Consider the following 26,170-nt stretch of genomic DNA (forward strand, 5'->3'; position numbering starts at 1 on the left):
GATCTATACTGTCGGACAGGCTGGAAAATGCATGAGATACACGCCATACATTATATAGCAAAATTCACCATCTGGCGACATTCTTTTTAAATTTAGACCAAGCCATTTTCTGGATGGGACAGACGAAGGCTTCAGACGCGGTGGGACCGCGACAGGTTTCCGGCACGAATAAACGGTTCCCTAAAAAAGCTGGGTCAGCATTTGTGACCACCCGGCATAATCGCTTAAAAAGCGGGTAATGCCGTGTCCGAGGACGATCGATAGGATGATGATGAGGACTTTTGCCTGAACTCCCTGGGGGTTGGACAGAAACAAGTCGAATTTCACGCTTTGCAAAGCCCACCAGCAGAGAGCAATGCCGGCAAGCGTTAAAACAATGTTGACGATGGCGGTTAATCCCAAACTAAACGACATCGCGTTTCCTCCCTTGCGTTGACAACTTGCGTGTTTCGAGTTGTCCTTTTTTCATCGTAACGCAAGTCAAGCGCCGACTCAAACTCCGTCGACACGTTTTTTGCAACATGTTCATGTTATCAAACTTAGCACGTGGCTGCATGCGTGTTTAAACCTATGGTTCGCTACGTTCGATGTGCACCAAAAACCCCCTCCGTGCCGGAGGGGGTGTCATGAGGGTAACGTCTGGCTTCACTGGTTCTCGGCCGGCATCAGCACTTCGGTCAGCTGTAGCTGACTGAGGTAGTCGAAGACGGCCTGGGGCATGACGCCGAGGGCGACAGTGCCTACGACGCCGATGACGACGGCGGCCGCCACGCCTGCCGGTAGGCGCCACTGATCCAGGTCTTTCGGCGGGCGAAAGAACATCTGGCGCACAATCTCAAAGTAGTAGAAATACGAGATGACGGTGGTGACGACCATGATCCCCGCCAGCCAAAAACTCTGCCCCGCGATGGCGTTGAAGAAAATGTAGAACTTCCCGACAAAGCCTCCGGTGAGGGGAATGCCCGCCAGAGACAAGACGAAGACGAGCATAGCGGCAGCCGTCCACGGAGAGCGCCGGTACAGACCAGCAAACGATCGGATGTCTTCCGTGTCCGCCATGCGGTTCACGTGCATGATAACGGCGAAGGCGCCGACGGTCATGAACACGTACGCCAGCAAGTAGAAAGCAACCGTTTCGAACAGGCCGACCCCGAGAATCGCAAAGGGCACGAGGATGTACCCCGCCTGGGCGATACTGGAGTAGGCCATCATCCGCTTTACGTTGCGCTGTCGCAATGCGGCTGTGTTCCCGACGATCATGGACAAAGCGGCGAGGATGACGAAAAACAAGCCGATCCGTTCCATCCACACCTGATCCATCGCATTCAGCAAGCCGCTGTACCCGACGAGGACGATGCGGATGAGCAGCGCGAAGGCGGCCGCCTTGGAAACGACGGCGAGAAAAGTCGTGGCCGGCGTCGGCGCGCCTTCGTACACGTCCGGTGCCCACATGTGGAACGGGGCCGAACTGATTTTAAACCCGATCCCGACGAGCATGAGCACGAGGGACAGCAGGACGAAAAACGCGTAACCGGTGTTGTACGCCTCGGTCAGTCCGTTCTGCATCTCGAACAAGTTCGTCGTTCCCGTCAAGCCGTAGGCAAACGACATTCCGTACAAGATAAAAGCTGACGACGTTGCTCCTAACACGACGTACTTAAACGCCGCTTCAGTCGATTTCAGTACGTGTTTGCGCGTCCCGACCAAGATGTAAGATGAAATGCTCAACAGCTCCAGCCCGACGTACAGGGTGATCAAGTCTGCCGAGGAAGCCATCATCATCCCGCCCAGGGCGGCTGTCAACAGCAAGTAGTAAAACTCGCCGCGGTACGCGATGTCCGAGCGCTTGAGAACGGACTGGGAGACGAGCAAGACGAGTAGCGTCCCGGCTAAAATGATCAGCTTGAACACGTTCGCGAAGTCGTCCAGCCGGTACGTGTCAGCTAAAATTTGATACGGCTCGCGGTCCATGTAATTGATGACAAACAGACCGGCGACGACGACACCTGCCATGCCGATCCAGGCGACGAAGCGGCGGTCGGCTTTGCCCCCCATCGCCAAGTCGACGACCGACATGAGGGTTGCGGCGATTAATATGGTCAGTTCAGGGGCCAATACCGTCCAGTCGTAATCGAGTAAAAATTTTTCTATTTCCATCCGGCTAACCCCCCATCCTCGCGACGATCGATTCCAGTGTGACGTACAGCGGGTCATTGAGTACGGCGGGATACACGCCGATCAAGATGATAAACCCGAGCAGCACGAGCATCGGCACGGCTTCAGCCGGGCGCGTATCTTTAAGGGACTGCCAGCGTCCTTTTGCTGGTCCGAATGTCGTCCCCAGTACGGCTCGCAGCATGTAAAGAGCGGCGAGGATCATGCCCAGCACCCCGAGTACGCCCAGTACGGGCTGTGTCTCGAAAATGCCGAGGAAAGCGAGGAACTCGCTGATGAACCCGGACATTCCCGGCAACCCGAGGGTCGCCATCCCGGCCGCGAGGAAAATCCCGCACAAGACCGGCGCCGACTTGGCCAGCCCGCCCAGCTCCGGTATGAGTGTCGTACCCGTCCGCTCCGTCAGAGCGGCGATGAAGAAGAACAGCAGGGCTGATATGAATCCGTGCGACACCATTTGGAAGACAGCCCCCTGCAAGCCGGTCACGTTCAGCGCTGCAATGCCGAGGAGGATAATCCCCATGTGGCTGATACTGGAATAGGCGATGACCCGTTTCAAATCGGTCTGTACGAAAGCGAGAACCGCTCCGTACAAAATGTTCACAACGCCGAGTACGCCGATGAAAAAGGCCAAATCCGTCACATACCCCGGGAACAGCTCTACACCGAAGCGAATGAGCCCGTAAGCACCCATTTTCAACATGACGCCAGAGTGCAGCATGACCACCGGCGGAGGTGCTTCCACGTGCACTTTCAGCATCCACGTGTGAAACGGGAAGAACGGCAGTTTAATGCCGAAAGCGACGAGGATCGCGATGAACGTGCCCAGAACTAACCAGTTCATCTCCGGCATCGTGCTCAGCTGCTCCGTCAGCTGTACGGCCCGTTCTATCAACTCGTCGTACTGCATCGTGCCGAAGATAAACCAGATGGAGATGAACGCGAGAAGCATGACCCCTGACCCGATGCCATTGTAAATGAGAAATTGGTTTGCCGCTTGCTCGCGATGCACATACCCCCACTTGCCGACGAGCAGGAAAGTGGCGACGAGTACAATTTCAAAAAAGATGAAAAACAGGAACAAGTCACGGGCGGCAAAGACGCCGAGCAGGCCGACTTCCAAAATGAGCAGCCAGATGAAATACGACTTCCAGTTGCGTTTGATGTACATAGACGCGACCGCAGCCAGCGTCGTGACAATTGCCGTCATGACGAGAAGCGGCATGGACAGTCCGTCAACCCCCATGCTGTACGTGATCGGAAATTCGATGGGCTGCCCCATGGAGCCAATGGCCGTAAACGTAATCCAGTTGACTTCTTCTTTAAACTGAACCCCTTCCTGACCTGTCTGAAAGTTCGCATAAAGGGAGAGCGCTCCAACCAGCGGAATGAGGGTCGCCATCATGCCCATGGCTTTTAGCCGCCTTTCATTGCCGCGGTCGACAAACAGTAAAAACAGAACACCGATGAGAGGCGAAAACGTGAGAAGTGTCAATACGATAACCCCATCCATTACTGCAAGTACCCCCCATCATCAGGCCGGCGAGCAACAGGACGACACCCGCAACCGTCACGAGCCCGTACGTCTGAACTTGCCCGTTCTGGACGTAAGTTCCGCCGCGCCCAACCGCTACCGATAGACGTCCGAGAAATGCCACCAGTCCGGCGATCACATAGCGGTCAACGGCCTGCAAGGCGTATCCCACCGCTCTGAGTGGGGTTGCGATGACGTACTGATACAGCTCATCGACGTAATATTTGTTCAGCAGCGTGCGGTACACTCCCGGCAGCGGTCGGCTGAATGTGTCCCTGGCAAGCTTCCGGCCGACGTACATCGCCCAGGCCAAAGCGACTCCCAAGAGTGAAACCGCCACTGTCAACACGGGCAGCCACACCGGCGCGCTGTGATCTCCTAACGCGGCGACGGCACTCCCCTCGGCTGTCAACCAGCGCCCCAATCCCTGGTTCCACGGGGTATGGACCCATCCGGCGACAACGGACAAAGCTGCCAACGCCCACATCGGCGCCGTCATGACGAGCGGCACCGGTTTGACATCCGGGTGGTTGCTGCGGTTTTTCCCGGTGAAGACGAGGAAAAACAGGCGAAACATGTAAAAGGCGGTGAAAAAGGCGGCGACAATCCCTACGGTAAAGACGGCAAACCGTCCGTCGGCGTATGCGGCCGCCAAGATCTCTTCCTTGGAAAAGTACCCGGAAAAAGGCGGAATGCCTGCAATGGACAGACAACCGATCAAAAACAGCCATCCTACGGCTTTATTGCGGTGCCAAAATCCGCCCATGTTGCGGATGTCTTGCTCGTGGTGCAGGGCGTAAATCACCGCTCCGGCCGCCAGGAACAGCAGCGCTTTAAAAAAAGCGTGCGTCATCAAGTGAAACGTACCGGCCACGTATCCGGCCGATCCGAGGGCGAACATCATAAACCCGAGCTGACTGACTGTGGAGTAGGCGAGCACGCGTTTAATGTCGTTTTGTACGAGGCCAATCGATGCGGCGAAAATCGCCGTAAACGCCCCGATGAACGCGATGACGTCCAGTGCGAGGGGTGACGCCTCGATGAGGGGATACACGCGGGCCACGAGGTACACCCCGGCCGCCACCATCGTCGCGGCGTGGATCAGGGCACTGACCGGCGTCGGGCCTTCCATGGCGTCGGGCAGCCACGTGTGCAGCGGAAACTGGCCCGATTTGCCCACCGCCCCGACAAATATGAGGATCGCGATCAGACTCAACGTGCCTACTGCGATCGTCCCCGATTCAGCTGCAGCAAACACGTCGCCGTATTCCAGGCTGCCCACCTGCCAGAAGACGAGGCAGATGGCGACAAACAGGCCCACGTCCCCGATGCGGGTGACGATAAACGCCTTTTTCGCCGCTGCTTTCGCCTCGGGCTTGTGGTACCAGAAACCGACGAGCAAGAACGAACAGAGGCCGACTAGCTCCCAAAATATGTACAGCTGTAAGAAGTTGGGCGAGATGACGAGTGCCAGCATGCTGAACGTGAACAGGGCCAAATAGGCGTAAAACACGTGGAAGCGTTCGTCTCCTTCCATGTAGCCCCGCGAGTACACGTGCACGAGGAAACTGACGAGGGAGACGACAAAAAGCATCATCGCGTTTAACGCGTCCACTTGAAACCCCATCGTCAGCACGCCGTCGCCGATGTTCAACCATTCGAATGCCACATGGACCTGGTTCCCACCCACGCTCTCCACAACGGCAAAAACTGCCATCACCAGTGGAGCTAAAGTAGCCAGTATCCCTACGATTGCCGATGATTCCCGTAATCTTCGTCCGAAGCCTAATAGCAGCACAAAGGCGATCAGCGGAAAGAGCGGCATTAGCCATGCATTGTTTAACATGGGATCACCCTCTAGCGTTTAAGTGTATTCATATCTTCGACGTTAACAGATTCTCGCCTGCGGTAAAGTGCAATGAGAATCGCGATGCCGACGGCAACTTCGGCTGCCGCCACCGTAATGGTAAACAAGCTGAAAATGTGCCCCGTCACGTTTGCGCCGATCCCGTACTTCGCAAAGGCGACCAGGTTGATATTGACGGCGTTGAGCATCAGTTCGATGCAAAACAGGACGATGACAGCATTTCGCTTGGTCAGGACGCCGTACAAACCGATGCAAAACAAAATTGCCGCTAACGCGAGGTAAGACGATACCGGCATTACTCCGCCTCCTTCTTCGCCAAAATAATGGCGCCGACAAGGGCGACCAGTAACAGCACAGAAAGCAGTTCGAAGGGGATGACAAACTGTTTAAATACCGTCAACCCGATATTTTCGACAGTGAACGTGCTGACGTCTGCCGCCTCTCCCGGAAACGGCGTCGTGTTAATCCCCCACATGAGAAAGGCGAACAGCACGGCGACGGCGACAAAGCTGAGACCCCGGTGCAGCGGGCGGCGGGTCGGCGTTTCTTCCCCAGTATGCCGCGTCAGCATGATCCCAAACAACATGAGAATCGTGACGGCCCCGGAGTAGATGAGCACTTGAACGACAGCGACGAACTCCGCGTTCAGCAAGAAAAAGATACCTGCCACGCTTAACATCGTGGCGGCCATGGAGATCACCATGTGCACCACTTTTGTAAAGTTAATCATGAACACGGCGCCGCCGATGGCGAAGACGGACAGTACAAAAAAGGCGACGAACTCTCCGGTTATATTCATACTTTGTTCTCACTCCGGATATTGGTGTTGTTCTCATGCAGCCACTCCATGTCTTTGTACAAATCGTCGCGGCTGTATGCAGACAGCTCAAAGTTATTCGTCATCACGATCGCTTCTGTCGGACACACTTCGGTGCACAAGTCGCACAAAATGCAGATTTCAAAATTGATGTTATACGTGTCCAGAATCTTCCCCTTTTTGCCGGGATCCGGATGGGGTCGTCCGCTGAGCGTAATGCAATCGGTCGGGCAGACGCGGGCACACTGGTTGCACACGATGCACTTCTCCGGATCGAGGTGCTGAATGCCTCGGAAGCGGTCGGGCATCTCCATCGGCTCATCGGGATAGTGGTGGGTCACCTTTTTTTTCGGTATGTGCTTCAGTGTGTACGCGAGGCCTTTAATGATGCCTTGCATGCGATCACCCCGTTTCGTTTGAGAAATTATTTCTTGTGCTCCCTCGCCTTCTGTCGTCCTCGAACCTATGGGCCTCTAGTAGAACTGGCTAATCCACGGGACCTCTTTCAACAGGGCGGAAAGGAAGATGTTGGCGATTGCGAGGGGCAACAGAACTTTCCACCCGAGGCTCATCAGCTGGTCGATACGGATGCGCGGCAACGTGGCCCGCACCCAGAACAAGAAAAAGACGATCAGCAAAAATTTAAGTAAAAACCAGACGATGCCGGGGATGAAGCCGAGAAAGTCGAACGGCGGATGCCAACCGCCGAGAAACAGCACGGTCGTCAGCGATGACATGGCGAAGATGTACACGTACTCGGCGAGCATGAAAAATGCCCAGCGAAATCCGCTGTACTCGACAAAATAACCGGCCACAAGTTCCGATTCAGCTTCTGGCAAGTCGAACGGCACCCGGTTCAACTCCGCAATAGACGCGATGAGAAAGATGACAAACCCGAGAATTTGCGGCACGATGAACCACATGTTCTGCTGAGCTTCAACGATGTCGATCATGTTCAGCGACCCAGCGGCCAATATCACGCCCACGACAGACAAAATGAGGGGTATTTCGTAGCTGATCATCTGGGCGGCGGAGCGCATCGCCCCCAAAAGGGCGTAGTTGTTGTTGGACGACCAGCCCCCGGTCAAAATTCCGATCACTGTAATGCTCGTCAAGGCCAAGTAGTACAGCAGTGCCACCCCGATGTCGGTAAAATACAAATTTTCCGTGAACGGAATGACTGCCACAATGGCGAACGACGGCACAAAGGCGATGATCGGCGCGATCTTGAACAGCGGTTTGTCCGCCTGGGCCGGGATCGTATCTTCTTTCACGAGCAGTTTCAGAATGTCAGCGACCGTCTGGAACATGCCCCACGGTCCAACGCGCACCGGCCCGTGGCGCAATTGCACCCAGCCCAACACTTTGCGCTCGAACAAAATGGCGTACGTCACGAACCCGAGAATGACGAGGAGTAAGGCTACAGCGCCCAAGGTGAACAATGTGGCGTTTAGCGGGGACAGCGGTTGCGACAGCAATTGGCCCATCAGGCGTCCACCTCCCCTAGCACGATGTCGATGGAACCGAGGATCGCCACCAAGTTCGAGACGTTTTCGCCGTGCAGCAGTTCAGGCAGGATTTGCAAATTGCAGAAAGAGGGGCGGCGAAATTTGACGCGCCACGGATTGGACTTACCTTTACTGACGAGATAGCAGCCTAGCTCCCCCCGCGGTGCCTCGATCCCGACGTACACCTCTCCTTCCGGCACCCGCACGACCCGCGGAATTTTGGCCATGATCGGGCCGGAAGGCGGAAACTGCTCGACAGCTTGTTCTAAAATGCGGACGGATTGGCGCATTTCCTCCATCCGGCATTTGAATTTGTCGTACACTTCCCCTGTCTGCCCTGTTGGCACGTCGAATTCGAACCGGTCGTAAATCGAGTACGGCTGATCTTTGCGCAAGTCCCACTTTACACCTGTTGCCCGCAAGTTGACGCCGCTCAAGCCGTAGTCGATGGCCTGTTCCTTCGTGTACTTTCCGATCCCCTTCGTCCGGTTGAGGAAGATTTCATTGTTCGATACGAAATCTTCGTACTCGTCAATCTTTTCTTTCATGACGGGGAGAAAGTTCTTCACCTTCTCAATCCAGCCGTCCGGCGCATCCCACTTCACACCGCCCACCCGCATGTAGTTAAAGGTGATGCGGGCGCCACACAGTTCGTTAAACAGATCGAGGATCGTCTCCCTCTCCCGCATGGAGTACAAAAACGGAGTCGTCGCCCCCAAGTCCAGCAGAAAGGTGCCGAACCACAGACAGTGACTGGCGATGCGATTGAGTTCCATGGCAATGACGCGCAAGTATTCGGCGCGCTCCGGGATTTCTAGCTCCATGAGTGTTTCGGCGGCGTGGCAGATGACGTAGTTGTTCGTCATACCCGACAAGTAGTCCATGCGGTCCGTGTACGGAATAATCTGCGTGTAGGACAAATCTTCTGCCAGTTTCTCCGTACCGCGGTGCAAATAGCCGATGACGGGACGCGCTTCTTGAATGATTTCACCGTCAATTTTGATGACGATGCGAAACACGCCGTGGGTGCTCGGGTGTTGGGGGCCGACGTTTAGCAACATTTCTTCTGTTCGCACTGCCAAGGGGCTACACCTCCTCGTCCAACGGAACGTAGTCTTTGCGCAACGGGTGCCCGACCCAGTCGTCTGGCAGCAAAATGCGCTTCAAATTCGGGTGTCCCCTAAATTCGATGCCAAACAGGTCGTACACTTCCCGCTCGTTCCAGTTGGCACCGCGCCAAACGGGTGTGACAGACGGCACCCAGGCCGGCTCGCGTTCCGTATGAACGTGGACGGCCAACATCTCGTTCCTGGAAAACGAGTACAAGTGCGTGACGACGGACATGTAGTCTTGATCGTCGTAAGCTGTCAAATCCTTTAAGTAATCAAAGGCAAACGCGTCGTCTGCTTTTAACATGTGCGCGACGTCCAGCCACGTTTCCCGTTTGACGCGAATCGTCGGCAAATGTCCGTTCGGACGGTTGATGTGCGCTTCTTCTACGACGTCGTCCCCGAACGCTTCTTTCAGTTTGGCCACATAGGCGTCGAGGAGCGGCTGTTTCGGCGACGGTTCAAGGGGCTCTTCCTTTTTCTTTTTCGGCGTGCGCCTCGGCCGCGCTTTAGCCTCTTTCGCCTTCTGGGCGGCTTTTTCTTTCGCCTCTTTTACTTTTCGGGCTTTCTCCCTTTCATCTGCGTCTGAGACCGCCCCCTTTTCGCCGTTGACGGCATCTTTTGCTGCTGTTTCACTTTTTGGCTGGACAGGTTTTTGTTCATCACTCACTGACTGGTCACCTTCTTCCCAGTCTTCGCTTCGTAGCGAATCTTTTCCTGCAATTTGTTCACGCCGTAAATGAGGGCAGCCGGGTTCGGCGGACAGCCCGGGATGTAGACGTCAACGGGGATGATCTGGTCGACCCCTTTGATGACTGAATACGATTTCACGTAGGGCCCTCCGGCCGTCGCACACGACCCCATGGCGATGACCCACTTCGGTTCCGGCATTTGATCGTACAAGCGCCGAATGACGGGCCCCATCTTCTTCGTGACGGTCCCGGAAACGATCATGACGTCGGCCTGCCGCGGTGAGCTGCGGTAGAACACGCCAAAGCGGTCGAAATCGTACCGTGCTGTACTGGCTGTCATCATTTCAATGGCACAGCAGGCAAGGCCGAACTGCAGCGGCCACATCGAATTGCTGCGCGCCCACGCCTTAATTTGTTCCAGAGTCGTAAACAGTACGTTCCGCTCGACGGCTTCTTGCTCGTCTACGGCCAGTTGTTCAAGGTTCATATCCATTCCAACACCTTCTTCTTCCAAGCGTAGATGAGGCCGATGATCAGAAGGAAGACGAAGATTCCCATTTCTAGCAGGATGAACAGTCCAATGTCGCTTCTCAACACGTCGTACGCCACAGCCCAAGGGTAGAGGAAGACGGTTTCAACGTCGAAAATGACGAACAGCAAGGCGAACATGTAGTAACGGACGTTAAACTGCAGCCAGCTTTGCTGGTACGGGTCGATACCGCTCTCATAAGGGAGCAACTTTGCCTCGTACGGTTTGGACGGTCGCAACAACCGGCCAATCGTCCAAGCTACAATCGGAAGGGCAATGGCCAACAAGAAAAAAATAGCGAGGACGACGTAGTGGTTCGTGTACTCCATGCACGTTCCCTCCGGACATCAAGAAACTGATCCCTTAAGAATCAGTCTTTTCTAATATTTATTATGAACAATATGCATGCCGCCTCAATTATAGCAAATGCCATTCTTTGTGTCTAACGGGAAACGGGAAAGGCCTCTTCCGTCCTTTCCCGCTCACCACCTATTTCTTTTTGGCTACTTTCAAACGGTTGAGCGCACGATTTAGCGCCAGCTCTGCCCGGTGAAAGTCGATGTTCTCCTGTTTTTCCCGCAGCCTTTTTTCGGCCCGCTCTTTGGCCGCCTTCGCGCGTTCGACGTCAATTTCCTCCGGAAATTCGGAAGACTCCGCCAGAATCGTGACCGACTCCGGTTTGACCTCCATAAATCCTCCACTGATGGCAGCTATCACTTCACGGCCGTCTTGTTTGATGCGGACGGCACTAATCTGGAGCATAGCCGCCAGTGGAGAATGGTTGGGAAGCACACCGATCTCACCTTCTGTCGTTCTGGCGATCACCATTTCCGCCTGTTCGCTGAACACTTTGCGATCAGGTGTGACGATATCGACTTGCATCGTACTCATCTCTGCCTGCCTCCCCGCGCCGCGTCACTTACGACGCATTTGCCTGTAGTCTTTCCGCCTTTTCCCGGGCTTCTTCAATCGTTCCCACCATGTAGAACGCGTCTTCTGGGAGATCGTCGTGTTTCCCTTCCAACACTTCTTTAAAGCTGCGCACCGTTTCTTTGACCGGAACGTATTTGCCCGGCTGTCCGGTAAACTGTTCGGCCACGTGCATCGGCTGTGACAAAAAGCGCTGCACCCGGCGAGCCCGGTTGACGGTCAGTTTGTCTTCGTCAGACAGTTCGTCCATTCCGAGAATGGCGATAATGTCCTGCAGCTCGTTGTAGCGCTGCAACAGTTTTTGTACTCCCCGCGCGACTTCGTAGTGCTCCTCCCCGACGACAGCCGGACTTAGGATGCGCGACGTCGATGCGAGGGGATCGACGGCTGGGAAAATTCCGATCTCCGTCAGCTTCCGCTCCAGGTTCGTCGTCGCATCCAAGTGGGCAAATGTCGTGGCCGGCGCCGGGTCCGTGTAGTCGTCTGCTGGCACGTAAATAGCCTGGATCGAGGTGACCGACCCTTTCTTCGTCGACGTGATGCGCTCTTGCAACTGCCCCATCTCCGTTGCCAACGTCGGCTGATATCCAACGGCAGACGGCATGCGTCCGAGGAGCGCCGACACTTCTGAACCGGCTTGCGTGAAGCGGAAAATGTTGTCGATGAAGAGCAACACGTCCTGCCCTTGCGCGTCCCGGAAGTACTCCGCCATCGTCAGGGCGGACAGGGCCACGCGCATCCGCGCTCCCGGCGGTTCGTTCATCTGACCGAACACCATTGTCGTCTTGTCCAGGACGCCGGCGTCGCGCATTTCGTGATACAAGTCATTTCCTTCCCGCGTCCGCTCGCCGACCCCGGCAAAGACGGACAACCCGCCGTGTTCCTGGGCGATGTTGTTAATGAGTTCTTGGATGAGGACGGTCTTGCCGACGCCTGCTCCGCCGAACAGACCGATTTTCCCCCCTTTGGCGTACGGAGCCAACAGGTCGATCACTTTAATCCCCGTTTCCAAAATCTCGTCTTCTGTCGACAAATCGTCAAAGGCGGGGGCCTCTCTGTGAATGGGGTGGCGCTCCTTCACTTCGACTGGACCGGCTTCGTCAATCGGCTCTCCCAACACGTTAAACACGCGTCCCAGCGTTCCTTCACCGACCGGAACTGCAATGGGCTGCCCGGTATCCGTCGCTTGCATGCCGCGAACGATACCGTCCGTCGACGCCATCGCAATACAGCGCACCCGGTTGTCCCCCAGGTGAATCGCAACTTCAACGGTCAGGTCGATGTCCCGTTCACTTTCAGATTGGGCTGTATGCGTGATGCGAATGGCGTTGTTCAGTTCAGGCAGGTGGCCGCCGTCGAATTCGACATCGACGACAGGACCCATCACCTGAACGACGCGTCCCTTGCTCATACATTTCCCTCCTGTTGGTTGTTCATCGCACTCAGTCGAACTCCTAGCACTCCTGTTCGTTTCAACCTCGGCATTCCGCTTAGGCTTGGGCGTTGGCACCCGCTACGATCTCCGCGATTTCCTGCGTAATGGCAGCCTGTCTGGCCCTGTTAAACTGCAGGTTCAACGTCTCGATCAATTCGCTGGCGTTGTCACTCGCATTGCCCATGGCCGTCATCCGGGCGCCGAATTCGCTCGCTTTCGCTTCCAACACTGCATTGTATATTAACGTCTCAGCGTACTTCGGCAACAACTCGGCCAACACCTTTTCTTCCGACGGCTCGTAGTCGTAGAGCACTTTTTCCTCCGATTCGCCTTCTTGCAGTCCTTCCAGCGGCAGCAGGATCTTCTCTGTCGGCTTTTGGGTCACGGCGTTGACGAAACGGTTGTAGTGGATGTACAATTCGTCGTATTCTTCGTCGGCAAACATCTGAACCGCGCGTGCCACGATGTCTTTCACATCCGCGAACTCAGGTGAATCGGAGAGGTTCGTCACTTCGCCGATGATCGGATACCCACGGCGATTGAGAAAGTCTCGCCCTCTGCGCCCGATGACAAAAATGACATACTCCTCCGCGTTGTCGTGCCGACTCTCAATCTGCCGCGTCAAGTTGCGCAGGACGTTGGCATTGTAACCTCCGGCCAGCCCTCGGTCCGACGTGATGACCAAGTAGCCGGTGCGCTTCACGTCGCGTTTTTCCAACATCGGGTGGGTGTTGCCCCTGGCTCCCGACGCGATGCTGGCGATAACTTCGCGCATTTTGTCCGCGTACGGCCGAGAGGCGACAACCCTTTCCTGGGCGCGGCGAAGTTTGGCCGATGCGACCATTTCCATCGCCTTCGTAATCTGCCGCGTATTGGTGACGCTGCGTATACGGCGCTTAATGTCGCGCATACTTTCCACGTGGTATCACCACCTTATCTCAAAACGTTGTGGCGAAAGACTAATTTCCAGTACACACGCAGTGAGCTTGAAACACTCCCTCTCACTGGGAATCAACCTGTTCGCCGACTGTATGCACCGTCCTGTACTCCCAAGGTCATTCGGATACGGCAAACCCTTTTTTGAACTGTTCGACGGCTTGTGCGAGTTTTTCACTCGTGTCGTCTTCCAGTTGTCCCGTGGTGCGGATCGTTTCGAGGAGATCAGCATGTTCGCTTTCCATGTAGGTTAAAAGCTCGCTCTCGAATCGGCGCACATCTTCGAGGGGAATGTCGTCGGTATATCCCCTGACGGCCGCAAAGATGGCGACGACCTGCTTTTCCATGGGCAGCGGTTGGTTCTCGTCTTGCTTTAAAATTTCTTCCAGCCTAGCGCCGCGGGCAAGCCGCGCTTGTGTCGCTTTGTCCAGATCGGACCCGAACTGGGCAAACGCCTTTAGCTCGCGATATTGGGCGAGGTCCAGCTTCAGCGTACCGGCTACTTTCTTCATCGCTTTCGTCTGCGCATCACCGCCCACCCGCGACACAGACAGCCCGACATTGACAGCCGGGCGTTGACCGGCGTAGAACAAGTCAGATTCGAGGAAGATCTGGCCGTCCGTAATGGAGATCACGTTCGTCGGGATGTAAGCGGAGATGTCCCCGGCCTGCGTCTCAATGAACGGCAATGCCGTGAGCGACCCACCGCCGTTCTCGTCGTTCAGCTTCGCCGCGCGTTCTAACAGACGTGAATGCAAGTAGAACACGTCACCGGGGAACGCCTCCCGCCCCGGCGGACGGCGTAACAAGAGCGACAGTTCACGGTAGGCTGCCGCCTGCTTACTCAAATCGTCGTAGACGCACAACACGTGCTGACCTTTGTACATAAAATACTCGCCCATGGCACACCCGGCGTACGGGGCCAAGTAAAGCAACGGTGCCGGCTCTGACGCCGAAGCGGTGACGACAATCGTATAGTCCATCGCCCCGTGGCGGCGCAGTTTCTCGACGACGCCGGCGACTGTCGACGCCTTCTGTCCGATGGCGACGTAAATACAGATCATGTCCTGGTCTTTCTGATTAATAATGGTGTCGACCGCGATGGTCGTTTTCCCGGTCTGGCGGTCTCCGATGATGAGCTCCCGCTGCCCGCGCCCAATGGGGACGAGAGCATCGATAGCTTTTATCCCTGTCTGCATCGGCTCGTATACGGACCGCCTGTCAATGACGCCCGGCGCCCTCGATTCCACCGGACGGTATGCGCTTGTCTCAATCGGTCCTTTTCCGTCAACTGGTTGTCCGAGGGGGTTGACGACGCGCCCGAGGAGCGCCTCCCCTACGGGAACCTCCATAATGCGACCGGTGCGTTTCACTTCGTCGCCTTCGTGTATGTCGTCGTACGGGCCAAGGATGACCACCCCGACGTTGTCTTCCTCCAAGTTTTGCGCCATTCCCATGACGCCGTTCGCAAATTCGAGCAGCTCCCCGCCATCACGTTAGCCAAGCCGTGAACGCGCGCGATCCCGTCACCGACGTAGATGACGGACCCGACTTCCGTCACTTCCAGCTTGGCCTCGTAATTGGCGATCTGCTGCTTGATTAACGAGCTGATCTCTTCTGGTTGAATGCTCATAGCCATTCCCGTCGTTCACCCCTGTCTCATTAAACTTGCGTCTCTTGCAATCGTCTCTGGAACCGTGCCAATTTCCCGGCCACACTCCCGTCGTACACCCGGTCGGCAATCCGCACGAGTACACCGCCTTGAATACCCGGTTCCACTTTGTTCTGAAGCTTCACTTTTTTGCCGACGAGGGCACTAAACCTCGATTCTAACCGGTTTAAATCCGCTTCCGAGAGCTTTATCGCCGTGACGGCCTCTCCCACTGAAACACCGCGGGATTCGTTGGCAAGCTCTGTCAGCTCCTCAGACACGAACGGAAGCAGCGCCTGTCTCCCTCTCTCGATGAGCAGGCTGATAAAATTGCGGCTGATGTCGCTTAACTGGGTGCCAAAGATGTTGGAAACGACCTGCTGTTTCTCATCCGCCGTAATGCGCGGGTGACGCAGAAAAGCGGCAAGCGCATCGTGATCCTGCACACTTTGGCTGACGAGTTCTATTTCCTCGACCACCCGATCTAATTGTCCCCGCTCTCGGGCCAACTCAAACAACGCTTCCGCGTACCTTTTGGCCACAACTCTCATATGCGCTCCCCTACATCTTTCAAGTAGTCGTCGACCAACGTCTTCTGCGCCGCTTCGTCGATTTCTTTCTCAATGATCTTCGACGCGAGCATGACAGACAGCGCCCCGACTTGGTCCCGCACCGCCGCCAGCGCCTGTTCCTTTTCGCGCTGAATTTCCTTCTGTGCGTCCTCCTTCAGCCGCTCAGCCTCCTCGCGCGCTTGCGCCAGTAAGTCTTGCGCCTGTTTATCGGCAGTCTGTTTTGCCCGCTCCAAAATTTCTTGAGCTTCGCGGCGGACCTTCGACATTTCCTCCCGCTGCTCTGCGAGCAGTTTCTCAGCTTCTTGCCGATTTTTCTCGGCCTCGGCCAAATCCTTTTCCACTTTCTCTTGCCGCGTCTGCATCACGTTCAAGAGGGGGCCGAATGCGTACCGTTTCAGCAGGAGAAACAAAATGATGAACACGACCAGTTGGTACAGTGTCGTGCCCCACGATATCTCTATGCCTCCCATGCGTGTTCCACTCCTTTCAACAAGGCACTCACCTTTCTTGCCACTTCCGTTAGCTTCGATCGGCACAGTGATGCCCAAACGAGTCTCAGATGTTCGCCGGTAAACGGTTCTGAGCGGTAAAAGATGGCGAAAGTCTCAAACGGACTTCGCCATACTTCCTCGTCGCTTGCTTACAAGAACATCAGCATAAAGGCAATCACGATAGAGATGATCGGCAGCGCCTCGACGAGCCCAAACCCGATGAACATCGTCGTCTGCAACCTGTTGGACATTTCGGGGTTACGGGCCATCCCTTCGATGGCACGGCTAATGACCAGGCCGTCACCGATCCCTGCTCCAATGGCCGCAAGACCTGCGGCGATCCCAGCTGCTAACAAACCTAATTCCACTTGTAACGTCCTCCTTTTATTATGAAAAATGTTCATGCGTAGTTGAATGTATTGAAACGGAAAACAGCAACGCGAAACGGTCACTCTCTTCCGTAAACCACATTAGTGCCCTTCAATTTTTTGCTTCATGTAGGCCAGCGTCAACACGGTAAAGATAAAGGCCTGAATGGTCCCGACAAAAATACTGAACCCTTGCCAGACCAGCATCGGAATGGCTGCGCCGAGCATGGCAAAAAAGCCAGCGTTGTACCCCAACACGAGCAAGCCGAGCAACACTTCCCCGGCGTAAATGTTCCCGAACAGACGCAAGCCGAGCGTTAAAATTTTGGCAAATTCCTCGATGACGTTGATTGGGAAGAACAAGGGGTTCGGCTTAAAGTACTCTCTGGCGTAAGCAGCGGGCCCTCGCAGTTTCAAGCCGTAATAGTGACTTAAAATGACGACCATCGCCGACAGTGTGAGCGTCACGTGGGCGTCGGCCGTTGGGGATTTCCACCACAGTTCGTGGTCAATGCTCAACGCAAACGGCAACCCCAACATGTTGGAGACAAAGATGAACATGATGAGGGTCAATGCAAGGGCTAGAAATCGCTCGCCCTTTTTGTAGTCCATCGTCGAAGCGATCAAGCCTTTGACGAAGTCCACCACCCACTCCAGAAACATCTGCATGCCTTTCACGTTTTGGATGCGGGCATTTCGGGACCCGGCGATGGCGAGGATAAAGACAATCGCGGCCGCAATCGTCGACATGAGCATCGTTGACAAGTTAAAGTCCAGTCCCATGAAGGTGACAATTGGCGACTCGTGTTCCAACTAATCTTCCCCCCTTTCAACGTCTGACTGGCGGAGACGGTAACTGTAGACCAGTCCGTCAATATACAGTATAACGGTGGCGAGGATGAGTCCGACGGCAAGTGACGGCAAGTGGAACGTCTCAGCGTAGCGGATGGCGATCAAAGCTGCCAGCGCCACCAAGCTAAACCGCGTCATCATGCCGAGACCGCGGGGCTTCAGTCCGGCCGCCACCCGTTTGCCGAATTGATGCACTTTGACGGCCGTGTACAAGGCGTTGACGAGACTGACAACGGCGCCCAGGATCAAACCCGCAAACACGTGCTTGTACTCGGTAAACGCAAGACCCAGGACAAACAGAGCGAGAAGGTAGCACATCGTTTTGACTAGGCGGTGAACCCGCACTCTCAATTCGCTCATAAACCGTCTCCCAAAAAACGCTTGATCAAAAGGATCGTTCCGACAATGCCTAAGACCACTCCGGACAGGATGCCAACCACGAGAAAGATAGGACCCGTGCCGAGCACGCTGTCCAACCAGCGGCCTGCGAAAAGGCCGGCGACGATCCAAACGGCCGTCTGCATCCCGAGTGCCCCAAACAGACCGAAGGCACGCCACGGGCTCGATGTGTCCTTCTTCAACGGTCCGGCCCCTTTCTCACGTTGAGCCGTCTCTTCGACAGAGTCGTGATGGAGGGATCTCGATGACTTGCCATCCCCGCCATGTTACAACAGCGGAACTACTTTGTCAACGCGTTCACAAGCACGGTTATTTTTACACTACACATTAAATTCTAAACAAATGTTGACGGTCTCGCCGATGTAAATTTGACGTTTTCTTGACGGTTATTTTGTCCCGAACAAGCGGTCTCCGGCATCGCCTAAACCGGGAACGATGTAACATTTTTCGTTCAGTTTTTCGTCCACGGCGGCGACAAAAATTTCGACGTCCGGATGTTGTTTTTGCACGCGCTCAATGCCTTCAGGGGCGGCGATAATGCACATCAGCTTGACGTTGTGGGCTCCTTTCTCTTTGAGCATGTGAATGGCTGCCGCCGCAGACCCGCCCGTGGCCAGCATCGGGTCCGTGACGATCAGTTCCCGCTCTTCAATGTCGGATGGCAGCTTGGCGTAGTATTCGACCGGTTCGTGCGTATCCGGATCGCGATACAGTCCGATGTGGCCGACTTTCGCCGCCGGAATGAGTTTCAAAATGCCGTCCACCATGCCGAGACCGGCACGCAAAATCGGAATGACCCCCACTTTTTTACCGGATATGACGTGACACGTTGCCGGGGCGACAGGCGTTTCCACCTTCACCTCTTTGAGCGGCATTCCGCGTGTAATCTCGTAAGCCATCAGCGTGGACACTTCGTCGACGAGTTCGCGGAACTCTTTCGTTCCGGTTCGCTTGTCCCGAATGTAGGTCAATTTGTGCTGAATAAGGGGATGGTCGAGTATGTGTACTTTGCTCAAACGTTGTCGCCTCCTTTGGATTCCTTCAACATTTTACAAGGGAAGGGGACGAATGTCCACACACCTGGCCCCCTCTTGCAACCAAGAGGGGGCACTCACCGTCAAGCGTGTAAATCCGGGTAGAGCGGGTACTTCTCACACAAGTCGGCGACTCGCTTGCGCGCTTCGTTGTGGGCGGACTCGCTTTCCGGGTTTTTCAGCGTCAGCGCCATGATGCCGGCGATTTCTTCCATGGCCGCTTCGTCAAAGCCACGCGTCGTGACCGCCGGTGTCCCGATTCGCAAACCGCTTGTGACAAACGGCTTTTCTGGATCGAACGGGATGCTGTTTTTGTTGGTGGTAATTCCGACAAGGTCCAAAAGCTCTTCGGCTCTTTTTCCGGTAAGGTTTAAGTTGCGCACATCGATGAGGATCAGGTGATTGTCGGTACCGCCCGAAATGAGATCGAATCCTTCGTCGAGAAGAGATTGCGCCAGTGCTTTCGCGTTGGCGACGATTTTTTCGGAGTACTGTTTAAAATGGTCTTGTTGAGCTTCGCCGAGGGCGACGGCTTTCGCGGCAATGACATGCATGAGCGGTCCGCCTTGAATACCGGGAAAGATCGCTTTGTCCACAGCTTTGGCGTGTTCAGCTTTGCACAAAATCATGCCACCCCGCGGCCCGCGCAACGTTTTATGGGTTGTCGTCGTGACAAAGTCGGCGTGTGGCACTGGATTCGGATGATGCCCCGTCGCCACGAGACCGGCAATGTGCGCCATGTCCACCATAAACAAGGCCCCGACTTCTTTGGCGATCTGTCCCAGCTTTTCAAAGTCGATGATGCGCGGGTAGGCGCTCGCTCCGGCGACGAGCAGTTTCGGCTTCTCCTTCAGCGCGATGCGCCGCACGTCGTCGTAGTCGATTTGGTGGGTGTCCTTGTCGACGCCGTAGTCGACAAACTCGTACTGTTGTCCGGAAAAGTTCACCGGGCTGCCGTGCGTCAAGTGACCCCCGTGGGCAAGGTTCATGCCGAGCACTTTGTCTCCCGGTTGAAGGGCGACAGTGTAAACCGCCATGTTCGCTTGCGAACCGGAATGGGGTTGAACGTTGGCGTGGTCGGCCCCGAACAGGGCTTTAGCTCGGTCCCGCGCAATGTCTTCGACGACGTCCACATATTCACAGCCGCCGTAATACCGTTTGCCGGGGTACCCTTCGGCGTATTTGTTCGTCAACACCGTTCCCATCGCTTCCAGTACGGCGCGGCTGACGAAGTTTTCTGAAGCGATGAGTTCAATTTTTTCTCGCTGCCGTTTCAATTCTTTTGCGATGGTGTCCGCCACTTGCGGATCGCTTTGCCGGACGTGTTCCAAGTCACATCTCCTCCTGTCGTCACAAAACTCAAATCCCCCATATTGTAGCACAGTCTCACAAGCTTTCAGACGTCATAGGCACGATGTATGGCTCGGCCGGCACTTTTCGCCATCTGGAGACTGTACGACACGAGGGTACGTCGCTAATACGACGATCTGGGAAAACTGCTCAACCAAAAACGTGGACAACATCCCTCTCCCGCAAGACTCTCACTCGCCGTCCAGCACGTAGACGGCGCGGTGGCCGCCGATGAGTTTCGGGCGCGTCCGGGCGACGGTGACATGGGCTTGTCCGATTCGTTTCACGGACGGACGCACCGGCACGGCGACCGGCCGCAAGTGCATGCCAATGAAGGTGTCCCCGATGTCGATACCAGCGTGGGCTTGTACACTTTCGGCCATGACAGCATCGGGCCACTGCCGGTAAACGTAGGCTGCCATCGAACCGCCCGCGTTCGGAGCAGGGACGACGGTCACTTCGTCCAGCCTGAACCGTTCCAGTGTTTCCCGACGGACGACGAGGGCGCGGTTTAAATGTTCACAGCATTGGAAGGCGACGTGAAAGCCGTGTTCGCCGCTCAATTTTTCCACAGGAGCAAAGACAGCTTTGGCCACGTCACGGTTCCCTGCTGTCCCGATCCGCTCCCCGAGGACTTCGCTCGTACTCACCCCGACGACGAGAATGTGATTTTCAGAAAGGGGCATCACGTCCAGCAGCTCATCCAGCACCTGCTCGACCTGTTGCGAGATGTGGGACGTCACACGGATTCCTCCTAGTTTTTCGCTTCAATCTCGTGAATTTTGCCGATGCGCCGCTCGTGACGGCCGCCGGCGAATTCAGTCTGCAACCACACTTTGACAATGTCTGCCGCCAGCCCAGGGCCTGTGACGCGCTCTCCCAGTGCGAGCACGTTGGCGTCGTTGTGCTCCCGACTCATGCGCGCGGAGTAGGTGTCGGTGACCACAGCACAACGGATGCCTTTCACTTTGTTTGCACTGATAGACATGCCCAGCCCGGTGCCGCAAATGAGAATCCCCCGGTCCGCTTTTCCTTCAGCGACTTTCTCCGCAACGGGAAGGGCGTAGTCCGCGTAGTCGACAGAGTCAGTGCAATCACACCCGACATCTTCTATTTCCACCTCTAAATCCGCCAGCACCGTTTTAATTTCTTCTTTCAAGTGGTATCCGCCGTGATCAGAACCGATGGCAATTTTCATCTCAGTCGTCCTCCTCGAAGCTCTTTTCACTTCATTATACCTTGTTGGGCAGCTCTCGCGAGATCGTTTTCCCTTCACTACCCTCAAGCTGTCTCAAGAAAGGGGGCTTTTTCAGGTCCCTTGGGCTTTCAGGCGGGCGACTAACCGGCGAAGGAGTGATTCCAGCTCGTCCGCACAATGTCGGTAGTCATCTAGTGTGCCACCTACCGGATCGGTTATGTCGTTACTCGCAGGAGCTTCCCCGTTTTCTTTTGGTCGGTCCGCGTTCTGGGACTGCCTCCTTTCCCTCTCGTTCTCGTTTACGTATTCCTTCAGCAAGTGAATTTTACCGGCATGTTCTGTAAAGCGGGCGGACAACGATTGCTTGTGCTGCGCCGTCATCACCAGCACGATGTCAGCCCACGCCATGATTTCCGGGCTGACAGCCGTTGCACTTCCTTCAAAAAGGGCCTCCCGCTCCTTGAGTACAGTCACGGCGTTGTCAGCAAAATCAGCCCCCGGTATGGCGGCGACACCCGCCGACCTGACATCGACGTCTAATTCCGATTCACGCGCCAAACGGCGAAAGAGCCCTTCCGCCATTGGGCTGCGGCATGTGTTCCCGGTACAGACGAACAGGATGCGCATACGCATCACACTCCCTCCTTAGGTAAAAACGAATGTGATCACAACAAAAATTTAATGCCGAAAGACAGTAGGATGGTCCCCCCACCAACTCACCGTAATCGCCCAACCACCTGCCGGCGAAGCGGCCGACGGTCAGTCCGATGCCCGCCATCACGCCGCCCCCGATGCCGAGCATGCTGGCCGCAAGGGTCATATTCGCGGAAAACAAGCCAAGGGAAAGTCCCGTCGACAGGGAATCGACACTGACACCCAAAGACAGCAGGACCATTTTCCACAACGACGAATCATTCCACGACACGCGGGCTGTCTCACCGCGAAACCCGGACCAGATCATGTTAATCCCCAGCGCACAAAGCAGTACGCCCCCTGTATACGCGGCGACGGTCCCCATGACTTCCCCGAGCCACCTGCCGATGCTGATCCCGAGGAGCGGCATCAAAAAGTGAAACAAACCGATCAAGAGGCTGATGACGTATATTTTTCGAAAAACGAGGCCGCGGATTCCGATGCTCAACCCGAGGGAAAAGGCGTCCATCCCAAGAGCGACGGCGATCATTGACAAGGTTACGAACTGCCCCAAGCTTTCCGGATCTAATACCATGCGATCCCTCCGCACGTACGTCTCGTACAACATATGCCGTGCGCGGGGAAAACATGACAAGCCTTGGGGCGGCTCCGTCTTTAAATGACGCGCCCTCCAGCCGCTTTTCTCAAGCGGTTCATAATCGTTCGTCCCCACCCGCATTCTGGAAACGACTCGGCCAGCACGCGTTCTACCCCGGCGTCGTCAAACTGGCGCAAGGCGCGGTACAAACCGCGAGCTACAGTGGGCAGCGCCTTGCGGCTGCCGCACGCAACGACCACGTCGGCCCGATATTCTTCCTTTCGCTCTTCCGTCGTCAAGATGCCAACTTTCAGCCCCTCGGCACGGTATTGATCGGCAAGGGCTTGAATGCGACGGACCATGTCCCCTTCGCTTCCGCCCACTAACGTCATTTCCCCCTGCGGTGCGTAATGGCGGTATTTCATGCCCGGAGAGCGCGGAGCACGGTCCGTTGCGTTGTCGATGAGAGTGGGGTCTGTCGTGACCGACCCCAATACGCGTTCCAGCTGTTCGACAGTAATTCCTCCGGGCCGCAGAAGCGCCGGCTCATCCCCTGTGACGTCTAATACCGTCGATTCCAGTCCGTACCCTGTTGGGCCGCTGTCGATCACTCCGTCGATGCGCCCGTCTAAATCGTCTAATACGTGACGGGCCTCTGTCGGGCTCGGGCGGCCGGAACGGTTGGCGCTGGGGGCCGCCACCGGACACCTCGCCACCTGCAGTAAAGCCCGTGCAACAGGATGTTCCGGCAGCCGTACGGCCACCGTCGGCAAGCCGGCCGTCACGTTGTCCGACACCGTCCCGGCCGACGGGAGCACGAGCGTCAACGGCCCCGGCCAGAAGCGATCCATTAACTTCTCAGCAACGGACGGCACGTGTGCCGCGATGTCTGACAGCTGAGAGTGTTCGCCAATGTGCACTATGAGCGGATTATCCCCAGGCCGCCCTTTGGCACGAAAGATGGACTGGACGGCCTTGTCGTTTTGGGCATCAGCCCCGAGGCCGTACACCGTCTCGGTCGGAAAGGCAATTAACGCCCCTTCTCTTAAGCGGGAAGCCGCCTCTTGGATCGCAGGATGTTCCGTTAGCGTCGTCTTCCGCTGATGGAGGTAGACGGTCCATACGCGTGTTTTCATCAGGTCTCTCCATTTTCTATCTTACTTGTGATGACATAATCCTACCACTTCTTGCCCCTAAAGCGCAAAGTGACAACGTCCTCAGCCCAGCCAATGAACCATCGTCACCGCTTCGCTTCCACTGTCCTGCACATGTGTACTCATCTTGATGTCGTCAGGCAATGCGTCCCGGTCGATTTTTGAAAAGCCCAACGGTTCAAAGAAAAGTGACGGCATACGCGTCAAGAGGTACAGTTCTTGCACACCTTGTTCCTGGACAAATGCGAGCAACACCCGCATCACCTCGACGCCGATGCGGGCGTTTCCTGCTCCGCTGTCCACGACGAGCGAGCGCAGTAACGCTTTCTTGCCGTACAACTCGACACCAGCCGTTCCGATCAACTGACTCGTGTCACGCTTTTGACTTTCGACGACTAAAAAAGTCGTTCCCGGCTTGTCCACACCGGAAGCGTGCACGTTCGCCTTTTTCAACAACCGCTCGATGCGAGGAACGTCTTTTTCTGTCGCCAACCGTACAATCGTCGCCACTGTTTGATAACATCCTCTCACTTTTTTTACACATGGGTATGCCAGACGCTCCCCAAATAGTACATCAGCCGCCCAGTTGGGCGGCTGATGCTAAAAAGCACGCTTAATTTTGTCCATAAAGTCGTGAAACCAATCGAGAAGGAAGAAACGAACTTCGACTTCGTCTCCGCCTTCTGCTTCCTCGACGGGCGATCGCTTTTCACTTTCCGGCTCCGACTGTCTGCCTTCTCCTGCGCTATCGTCGGTTACCGCATCGGCATTGGTCATGTCGACAAAGCACAGGGGGGGAAAGAGGACGCACCACCAATTGGCTCCGGTACCCGAGCCGAGGGAAATTCTGACCGCCTCATACTCGCCCGCCGGGTAGACGCGGTTTCCGTACATTTTCGTCGGAAACGGGATGTACCCGTAATCGACGTCTACACTGTACGTGAAGCCGTACGCTCGGGCTATCGCTTCCGCCCGACGCTTGATGTCTGGCAAGCGGCTGACGATGAGCTTGCGCGCCGTCTCGAGGCTGTCCATTTCGCCGGTCAGTTGTTCCATGTAGTCGACGACGTCATCACGTATTTTTCGTTTTAACCACTGGTCTCGGGGGGCGTCACTGTTGGCCAGAATTCTGAGGCGAATCGCGTCTTCAGGTATCGGTCCAGAAGACGCGACAACGGCTTCATTGTGTTGAACTTCTCCATTGACAATAAACACAAAAAGTGCCAATGCGATAAACACGTACTTACGCATCATGGCTGTCTCCCTCGCTTTCCTCTCCTGTCCTCCAGTATGGACAGAAGGAAAGAGGGCTAAACGCCACTCTACAAAAGTCGTTTATCGCTAAAAGTTATTATGTGTACCGACACAGGAGATCTTTAAAAAGCGGCCGATGTGCACCTTGACTTGACATCCATGTCCATACCGCTTGGCAGTAAGTGATCCCGTTCAGCAGGTCCAGTACAAAACGACGACGCGGTCGATCCCAGCCAGGTCCTTGACGACGTCGATCTTACCGTGCGGAAGGCTTTGGTGTAACAAGGACGCCACTTCTCGACTCTGACCAGCGCCGACTTCCAGTGCCACTATCCCCTTTGGACGTTTCACCACATCTTTCAGCATGGCCGCCAGCCGTCGGTAAACGTCCAATCCATCCTCTCCGCCGTCCAACGCCAATCTCGGCTCGTGTTCCCGCACTTCGACTGCCAGTGTCTCAAGATCCCGAGTCGGAATGTAAGGGGGATTGGAGACGACGATGTCGACGCGTTCCTTCCCTTCAACGAGAGGGATCAACAAATCGCCTTGCAGGAAACGGATGCGCCGTTCCACTTTATGCCGTGCGGCGTTGTCCCGAGCTGTTCGCAACGCGTCTTTCGACAAGTCGATGGCAGTCACATCCCATGACGGCCGTTCCTTTGCCAGCGTAACGGCGATGGCCCCGCTACCGCATCCGACATCGACAACGGAAGGGGCAGCGGTTTGCCATAAGGTATCCGCTCGCTCCAATACCGATTCGACGAGACACTCAGTTTCGGGACGTGGAATGAGAACGTGCGGCGAAACGCGAAACTCCCGCCCGTAAAATTCCTGTGATCCGACCAAGTATTGCAGCGGCATGCCTTGACCCTTCTCCTCAATTAAGCGGCGCAACGCTGGCCACAACTCTTCAGGAAACGGTTCATCCAAGGCCGCAAAAAAACGGGCGCGATCCCACCCCAACAAGTGGCGCAGCAACCGCTCCGCAATAAAGCGGGCATCTTCCGCCGACTGCCCTCCGTTTTGTTGTAAAAAGGAAAAAGCCCAACGATGGGCTTCTCGGATCGTTCTCACCATGCTCAAG

General features: G+C 55.7%; 31 protein-coding genes and 1 pseudogene. All 32 read right to left on the reverse strand.

Annotated features, from left to right (window positions below; genetic code table 11):
* Positions 1 to 180 precede the first annotated feature (180 nt).
* Complete coding sequence (locus B0W44_RS16885) at positions 181 to 414, reverse strand: DUF1146 family protein (protein WP_077721045.1); 234 nt, start codon at positions 412 to 414, stop codon at positions 181 to 183.
* Positions 415 to 645: 231 nt separating this feature from the next.
* Positions 646 to 2,157 (reverse strand): NADH-quinone oxidoreductase subunit NuoN, encoded by a 1,512-nt coding sequence (nuoN, locus tag B0W44_RS16890; protein WP_077721046.1) that lies wholly within the window; start codon positions 2,155 to 2,157, stop codon positions 646 to 648.
* A gap of 4 nt (positions 2,158 to 2,161) precedes the next feature.
* Complete coding sequence (locus B0W44_RS16895; RefSeq protein ID WP_077721047.1) at positions 2,162 to 3,688, reverse strand: complex I subunit 4 family protein; 1,527 nt, start codon at positions 3,686 to 3,688, stop codon at positions 2,162 to 2,164.
* Complete coding sequence (gene nuoL / locus B0W44_RS16900) at positions 3,603 to 5,555, reverse strand: NADH-quinone oxidoreductase subunit L (protein WP_077721048.1); 1,953 nt, start codon at positions 5,553 to 5,555, stop codon at positions 3,603 to 3,605. Before nuoL ends, B0W44_RS16895 begins: the two co-directional genes overlap by 86 nt.
* Before the next feature lie 11 nt (positions 5,556 to 5,566).
* Positions 5,567 to 5,872 carry an NADH-quinone oxidoreductase subunit NuoK gene (nuoK, locus tag B0W44_RS16905; protein ID WP_077721049.1) on the reverse strand — a complete coding sequence of 102 codons (306 nt, stop codon included), beginning with the start codon at positions 5,870 to 5,872 and terminating at the stop codon, positions 5,567 to 5,569.
* Complete coding sequence (locus B0W44_RS16910; RefSeq protein ID WP_077721472.1) at positions 5,872 to 6,369, reverse strand: NADH-quinone oxidoreductase subunit J; 498 nt, start codon at positions 6,367 to 6,369, stop codon at positions 5,872 to 5,874. The genes nuoK and B0W44_RS16910 overlap by 1 nt, the downstream gene beginning before the upstream one ends.
* Before the next feature lie 2 nt (positions 6,370 to 6,371).
* Positions 6,372 to 6,791, reverse strand: coding sequence for an NADH-quinone oxidoreductase subunit NuoI (gene nuoI / locus B0W44_RS16915; RefSeq protein ID WP_077721050.1), 420 nt, complete (start codon positions 6,789 to 6,791; stop codon positions 6,372 to 6,374).
* Between the two features lie 75 nt (positions 6,792 to 6,866).
* Positions 6,867 to 7,880: an NADH-quinone oxidoreductase subunit NuoH gene (gene nuoH / locus B0W44_RS16920; RefSeq protein ID WP_077721051.1), complete on the reverse strand. Its 1,014-nt coding sequence runs from the start codon at positions 7,878 to 7,880 to the stop codon at positions 6,867 to 6,869.
* On the reverse strand, positions 7,880 to 8,962 hold the full coding sequence (locus tag B0W44_RS16925; RefSeq protein WP_077721474.1) for an NADH-quinone oxidoreductase subunit D: 1,083 nt from the start codon (positions 8,960 to 8,962) through the stop codon (positions 7,880 to 7,882). The genes nuoH and B0W44_RS16925 overlap by 1 nt, the downstream gene beginning before the upstream one ends.
* A gap of 25 nt (positions 8,963 to 8,987) precedes the next feature.
* The gene (locus tag B0W44_RS16930; RefSeq protein ID WP_077721052.1) at positions 8,988 to 9,680 is read right to left on the reverse strand and encodes an NADH-quinone oxidoreductase subunit C; all 693 of its coding nucleotides are present in this window, start codon (positions 9,678 to 9,680) and stop codon (positions 8,988 to 8,990) included.
* Entirely contained in the window at positions 9,677 to 10,195 is a 519-nt protein-coding gene (locus B0W44_RS16935; protein ID WP_077721053.1) for a NuoB/complex I 20 kDa subunit family protein, read from the reverse strand. The genes B0W44_RS16930 and B0W44_RS16935 overlap by 4 nt, the downstream gene beginning before the upstream one ends.
* A complete protein-coding gene (locus tag B0W44_RS16940) occupies positions 10,186 to 10,560 on the reverse strand; it encodes an NADH-quinone oxidoreductase subunit A (protein WP_077721054.1) in 375 nt (124 codons plus the stop codon). The genes B0W44_RS16935 and B0W44_RS16940 overlap by 10 nt, the downstream gene beginning before the upstream one ends.
* Positions 10,561 to 10,720: 160 nt before the next feature.
* Positions 10,721 to 11,122 (reverse strand): F0F1 ATP synthase subunit epsilon, encoded by a 402-nt coding sequence (locus B0W44_RS16945; protein WP_077721055.1) that lies wholly within the window; start codon positions 11,120 to 11,122, stop codon positions 10,721 to 10,723.
* A 28-nt stretch (positions 11,123 to 11,150) separates the two neighbouring features.
* On the reverse strand, positions 11,151 to 12,572 hold the full coding sequence (gene atpD / locus B0W44_RS16950) for a F0F1 ATP synthase subunit beta (RefSeq protein WP_077721056.1): 1,422 nt from the start codon (positions 12,570 to 12,572) through the stop codon (positions 11,151 to 11,153).
* A 79-nt stretch (positions 12,573 to 12,651) separates the two neighbouring features.
* Positions 12,652 to 13,506 (reverse strand): ATP synthase F1 subunit gamma, encoded by an 855-nt coding sequence (gene atpG, locus B0W44_RS16955; protein WP_077721477.1) that lies wholly within the window; start codon positions 13,504 to 13,506, stop codon positions 12,652 to 12,654.
* 145 nt (positions 13,507 to 13,651) lie between these two features.
* Positions 13,652 to 15,165, reverse strand: a pseudogene (gene atpA / locus B0W44_RS16960) (F0F1 ATP synthase subunit alpha).
* A gap of 29 nt (positions 15,166 to 15,194) precedes the next feature.
* Positions 15,195 to 15,734 carry a F0F1 ATP synthase subunit delta gene (locus tag B0W44_RS16965; protein ID WP_077721057.1) on the reverse strand — a complete coding sequence of 180 codons (540 nt, stop codon included), beginning with the start codon at positions 15,732 to 15,734 and terminating at the stop codon, positions 15,195 to 15,197.
* Positions 15,731 to 16,225, reverse strand: coding sequence for a F0F1 ATP synthase subunit B (gene atpF, locus B0W44_RS16970; protein ID WP_077721058.1), 495 nt, complete (start codon positions 16,223 to 16,225; stop codon positions 15,731 to 15,733). Before atpF ends, B0W44_RS16965 begins: the two co-directional genes overlap by 4 nt.
* Positions 16,226 to 16,395: 170 nt before the next feature.
* Positions 16,396 to 16,614, reverse strand: a complete 219-nt coding sequence (gene atpE, locus B0W44_RS16975) for a F0F1 ATP synthase subunit C (RefSeq protein ID WP_149027062.1) — start codon at positions 16,612 to 16,614, stop codon at positions 16,396 to 16,398.
* A 102-nt stretch (positions 16,615 to 16,716) separates the two neighbouring features.
* The gene (gene atpB, locus B0W44_RS16980) at positions 16,717 to 17,427 is read right to left on the reverse strand and encodes a F0F1 ATP synthase subunit A (protein WP_077721059.1); all 711 of its coding nucleotides are present in this window, start codon (positions 17,425 to 17,427) and stop codon (positions 16,717 to 16,719) included.
* Positions 17,428 to 17,826, reverse strand: coding sequence for an ATP synthase subunit I (locus B0W44_RS16985; RefSeq protein ID WP_077721060.1), 399 nt, complete (start codon positions 17,824 to 17,826; stop codon positions 17,428 to 17,430).
* Positions 17,823 to 18,047 (reverse strand): AtpZ/AtpI family protein, encoded by a 225-nt coding sequence (locus B0W44_RS16990; protein WP_077721061.1) that lies wholly within the window; start codon positions 18,045 to 18,047, stop codon positions 17,823 to 17,825. The genes B0W44_RS16985 and B0W44_RS16990 overlap by 4 nt, the downstream gene beginning before the upstream one ends.
* Positions 18,048 to 18,251: 204 nt before the next feature.
* Positions 18,252 to 18,881, reverse strand: a complete 630-nt coding sequence (upp, locus tag B0W44_RS16995) for a uracil phosphoribosyltransferase (protein WP_077721062.1) — start codon at positions 18,879 to 18,881, stop codon at positions 18,252 to 18,254.
* Between the two features lie 101 nt (positions 18,882 to 18,982).
* On the reverse strand, positions 18,983 to 20,230 hold the full coding sequence (locus B0W44_RS17000; protein ID WP_077721063.1) for a serine hydroxymethyltransferase: 1,248 nt from the start codon (positions 20,228 to 20,230) through the stop codon (positions 18,983 to 18,985).
* Positions 20,231 to 20,440: 210 nt separating this feature from the next.
* A complete protein-coding gene (locus tag B0W44_RS17005) occupies positions 20,441 to 20,998 on the reverse strand; it encodes a TIGR01440 family protein (RefSeq protein ID WP_077721064.1) in 558 nt (185 codons plus the stop codon).
* A 5-nt stretch (positions 20,999 to 21,003) separates the two neighbouring features.
* Positions 21,004 to 21,447, reverse strand: coding sequence for a ribose 5-phosphate isomerase B (gene rpiB / locus B0W44_RS17010; protein ID WP_077721065.1), 444 nt, complete (start codon positions 21,445 to 21,447; stop codon positions 21,004 to 21,006).
* Between the two features lie 111 nt (positions 21,448 to 21,558).
* Positions 21,559 to 22,080 carry a low molecular weight protein arginine phosphatase gene (locus B0W44_RS17015; protein ID WP_077721066.1) on the reverse strand — a complete coding sequence of 174 codons (522 nt, stop codon included), beginning with the start codon at positions 22,078 to 22,080 and terminating at the stop codon, positions 21,559 to 21,561.
* Entirely contained in the window at positions 21,995 to 22,675 is a 681-nt protein-coding gene (locus tag B0W44_RS17020; RefSeq protein ID WP_228441299.1) for a manganese efflux pump MntP, read from the reverse strand. The genes B0W44_RS17015 and B0W44_RS17020 overlap by 86 nt, the downstream gene beginning before the upstream one ends.
* Positions 22,676 to 22,755: 80 nt before the next feature.
* On the reverse strand, positions 22,756 to 23,814 hold the full coding sequence (locus B0W44_RS17025) for an L-threonylcarbamoyladenylate synthase (RefSeq protein WP_077721067.1): 1,059 nt from the start codon (positions 23,812 to 23,814) through the stop codon (positions 22,756 to 22,758).
* Between the two features lie 81 nt (positions 23,815 to 23,895).
* Positions 23,896 to 24,342: a GNAT family N-acetyltransferase gene (locus B0W44_RS17030; RefSeq protein ID WP_077721068.1), complete on the reverse strand. Its 447-nt coding sequence runs from the start codon at positions 24,340 to 24,342 to the stop codon at positions 23,896 to 23,898.
* A 90-nt stretch (positions 24,343 to 24,432) separates the two neighbouring features.
* Positions 24,433 to 25,083 (reverse strand): stage II sporulation protein R, encoded by a 651-nt coding sequence (gene spoIIR, locus B0W44_RS17035; protein WP_169835649.1) that lies wholly within the window; start codon positions 25,081 to 25,083, stop codon positions 24,433 to 24,435.
* Positions 25,084 to 25,278: 195 nt separating this feature from the next.
* A complete protein-coding gene (gene prmC, locus B0W44_RS17040) occupies positions 25,279 to 26,163 on the reverse strand; it encodes a peptide chain release factor N(5)-glutamine methyltransferase (protein ID WP_077721070.1) in 885 nt (294 codons plus the stop codon).
* Between the last annotated feature and the right edge of the window lie 7 nt (positions 26,164 to 26,170).

Source organism: Novibacillus thermophilus, assembly GCF_002005165.1.
GTDB lineage: Bacteria > Bacillota > Bacilli > Thermoactinomycetales > Novibacillaceae > Novibacillus > Novibacillus thermophilus.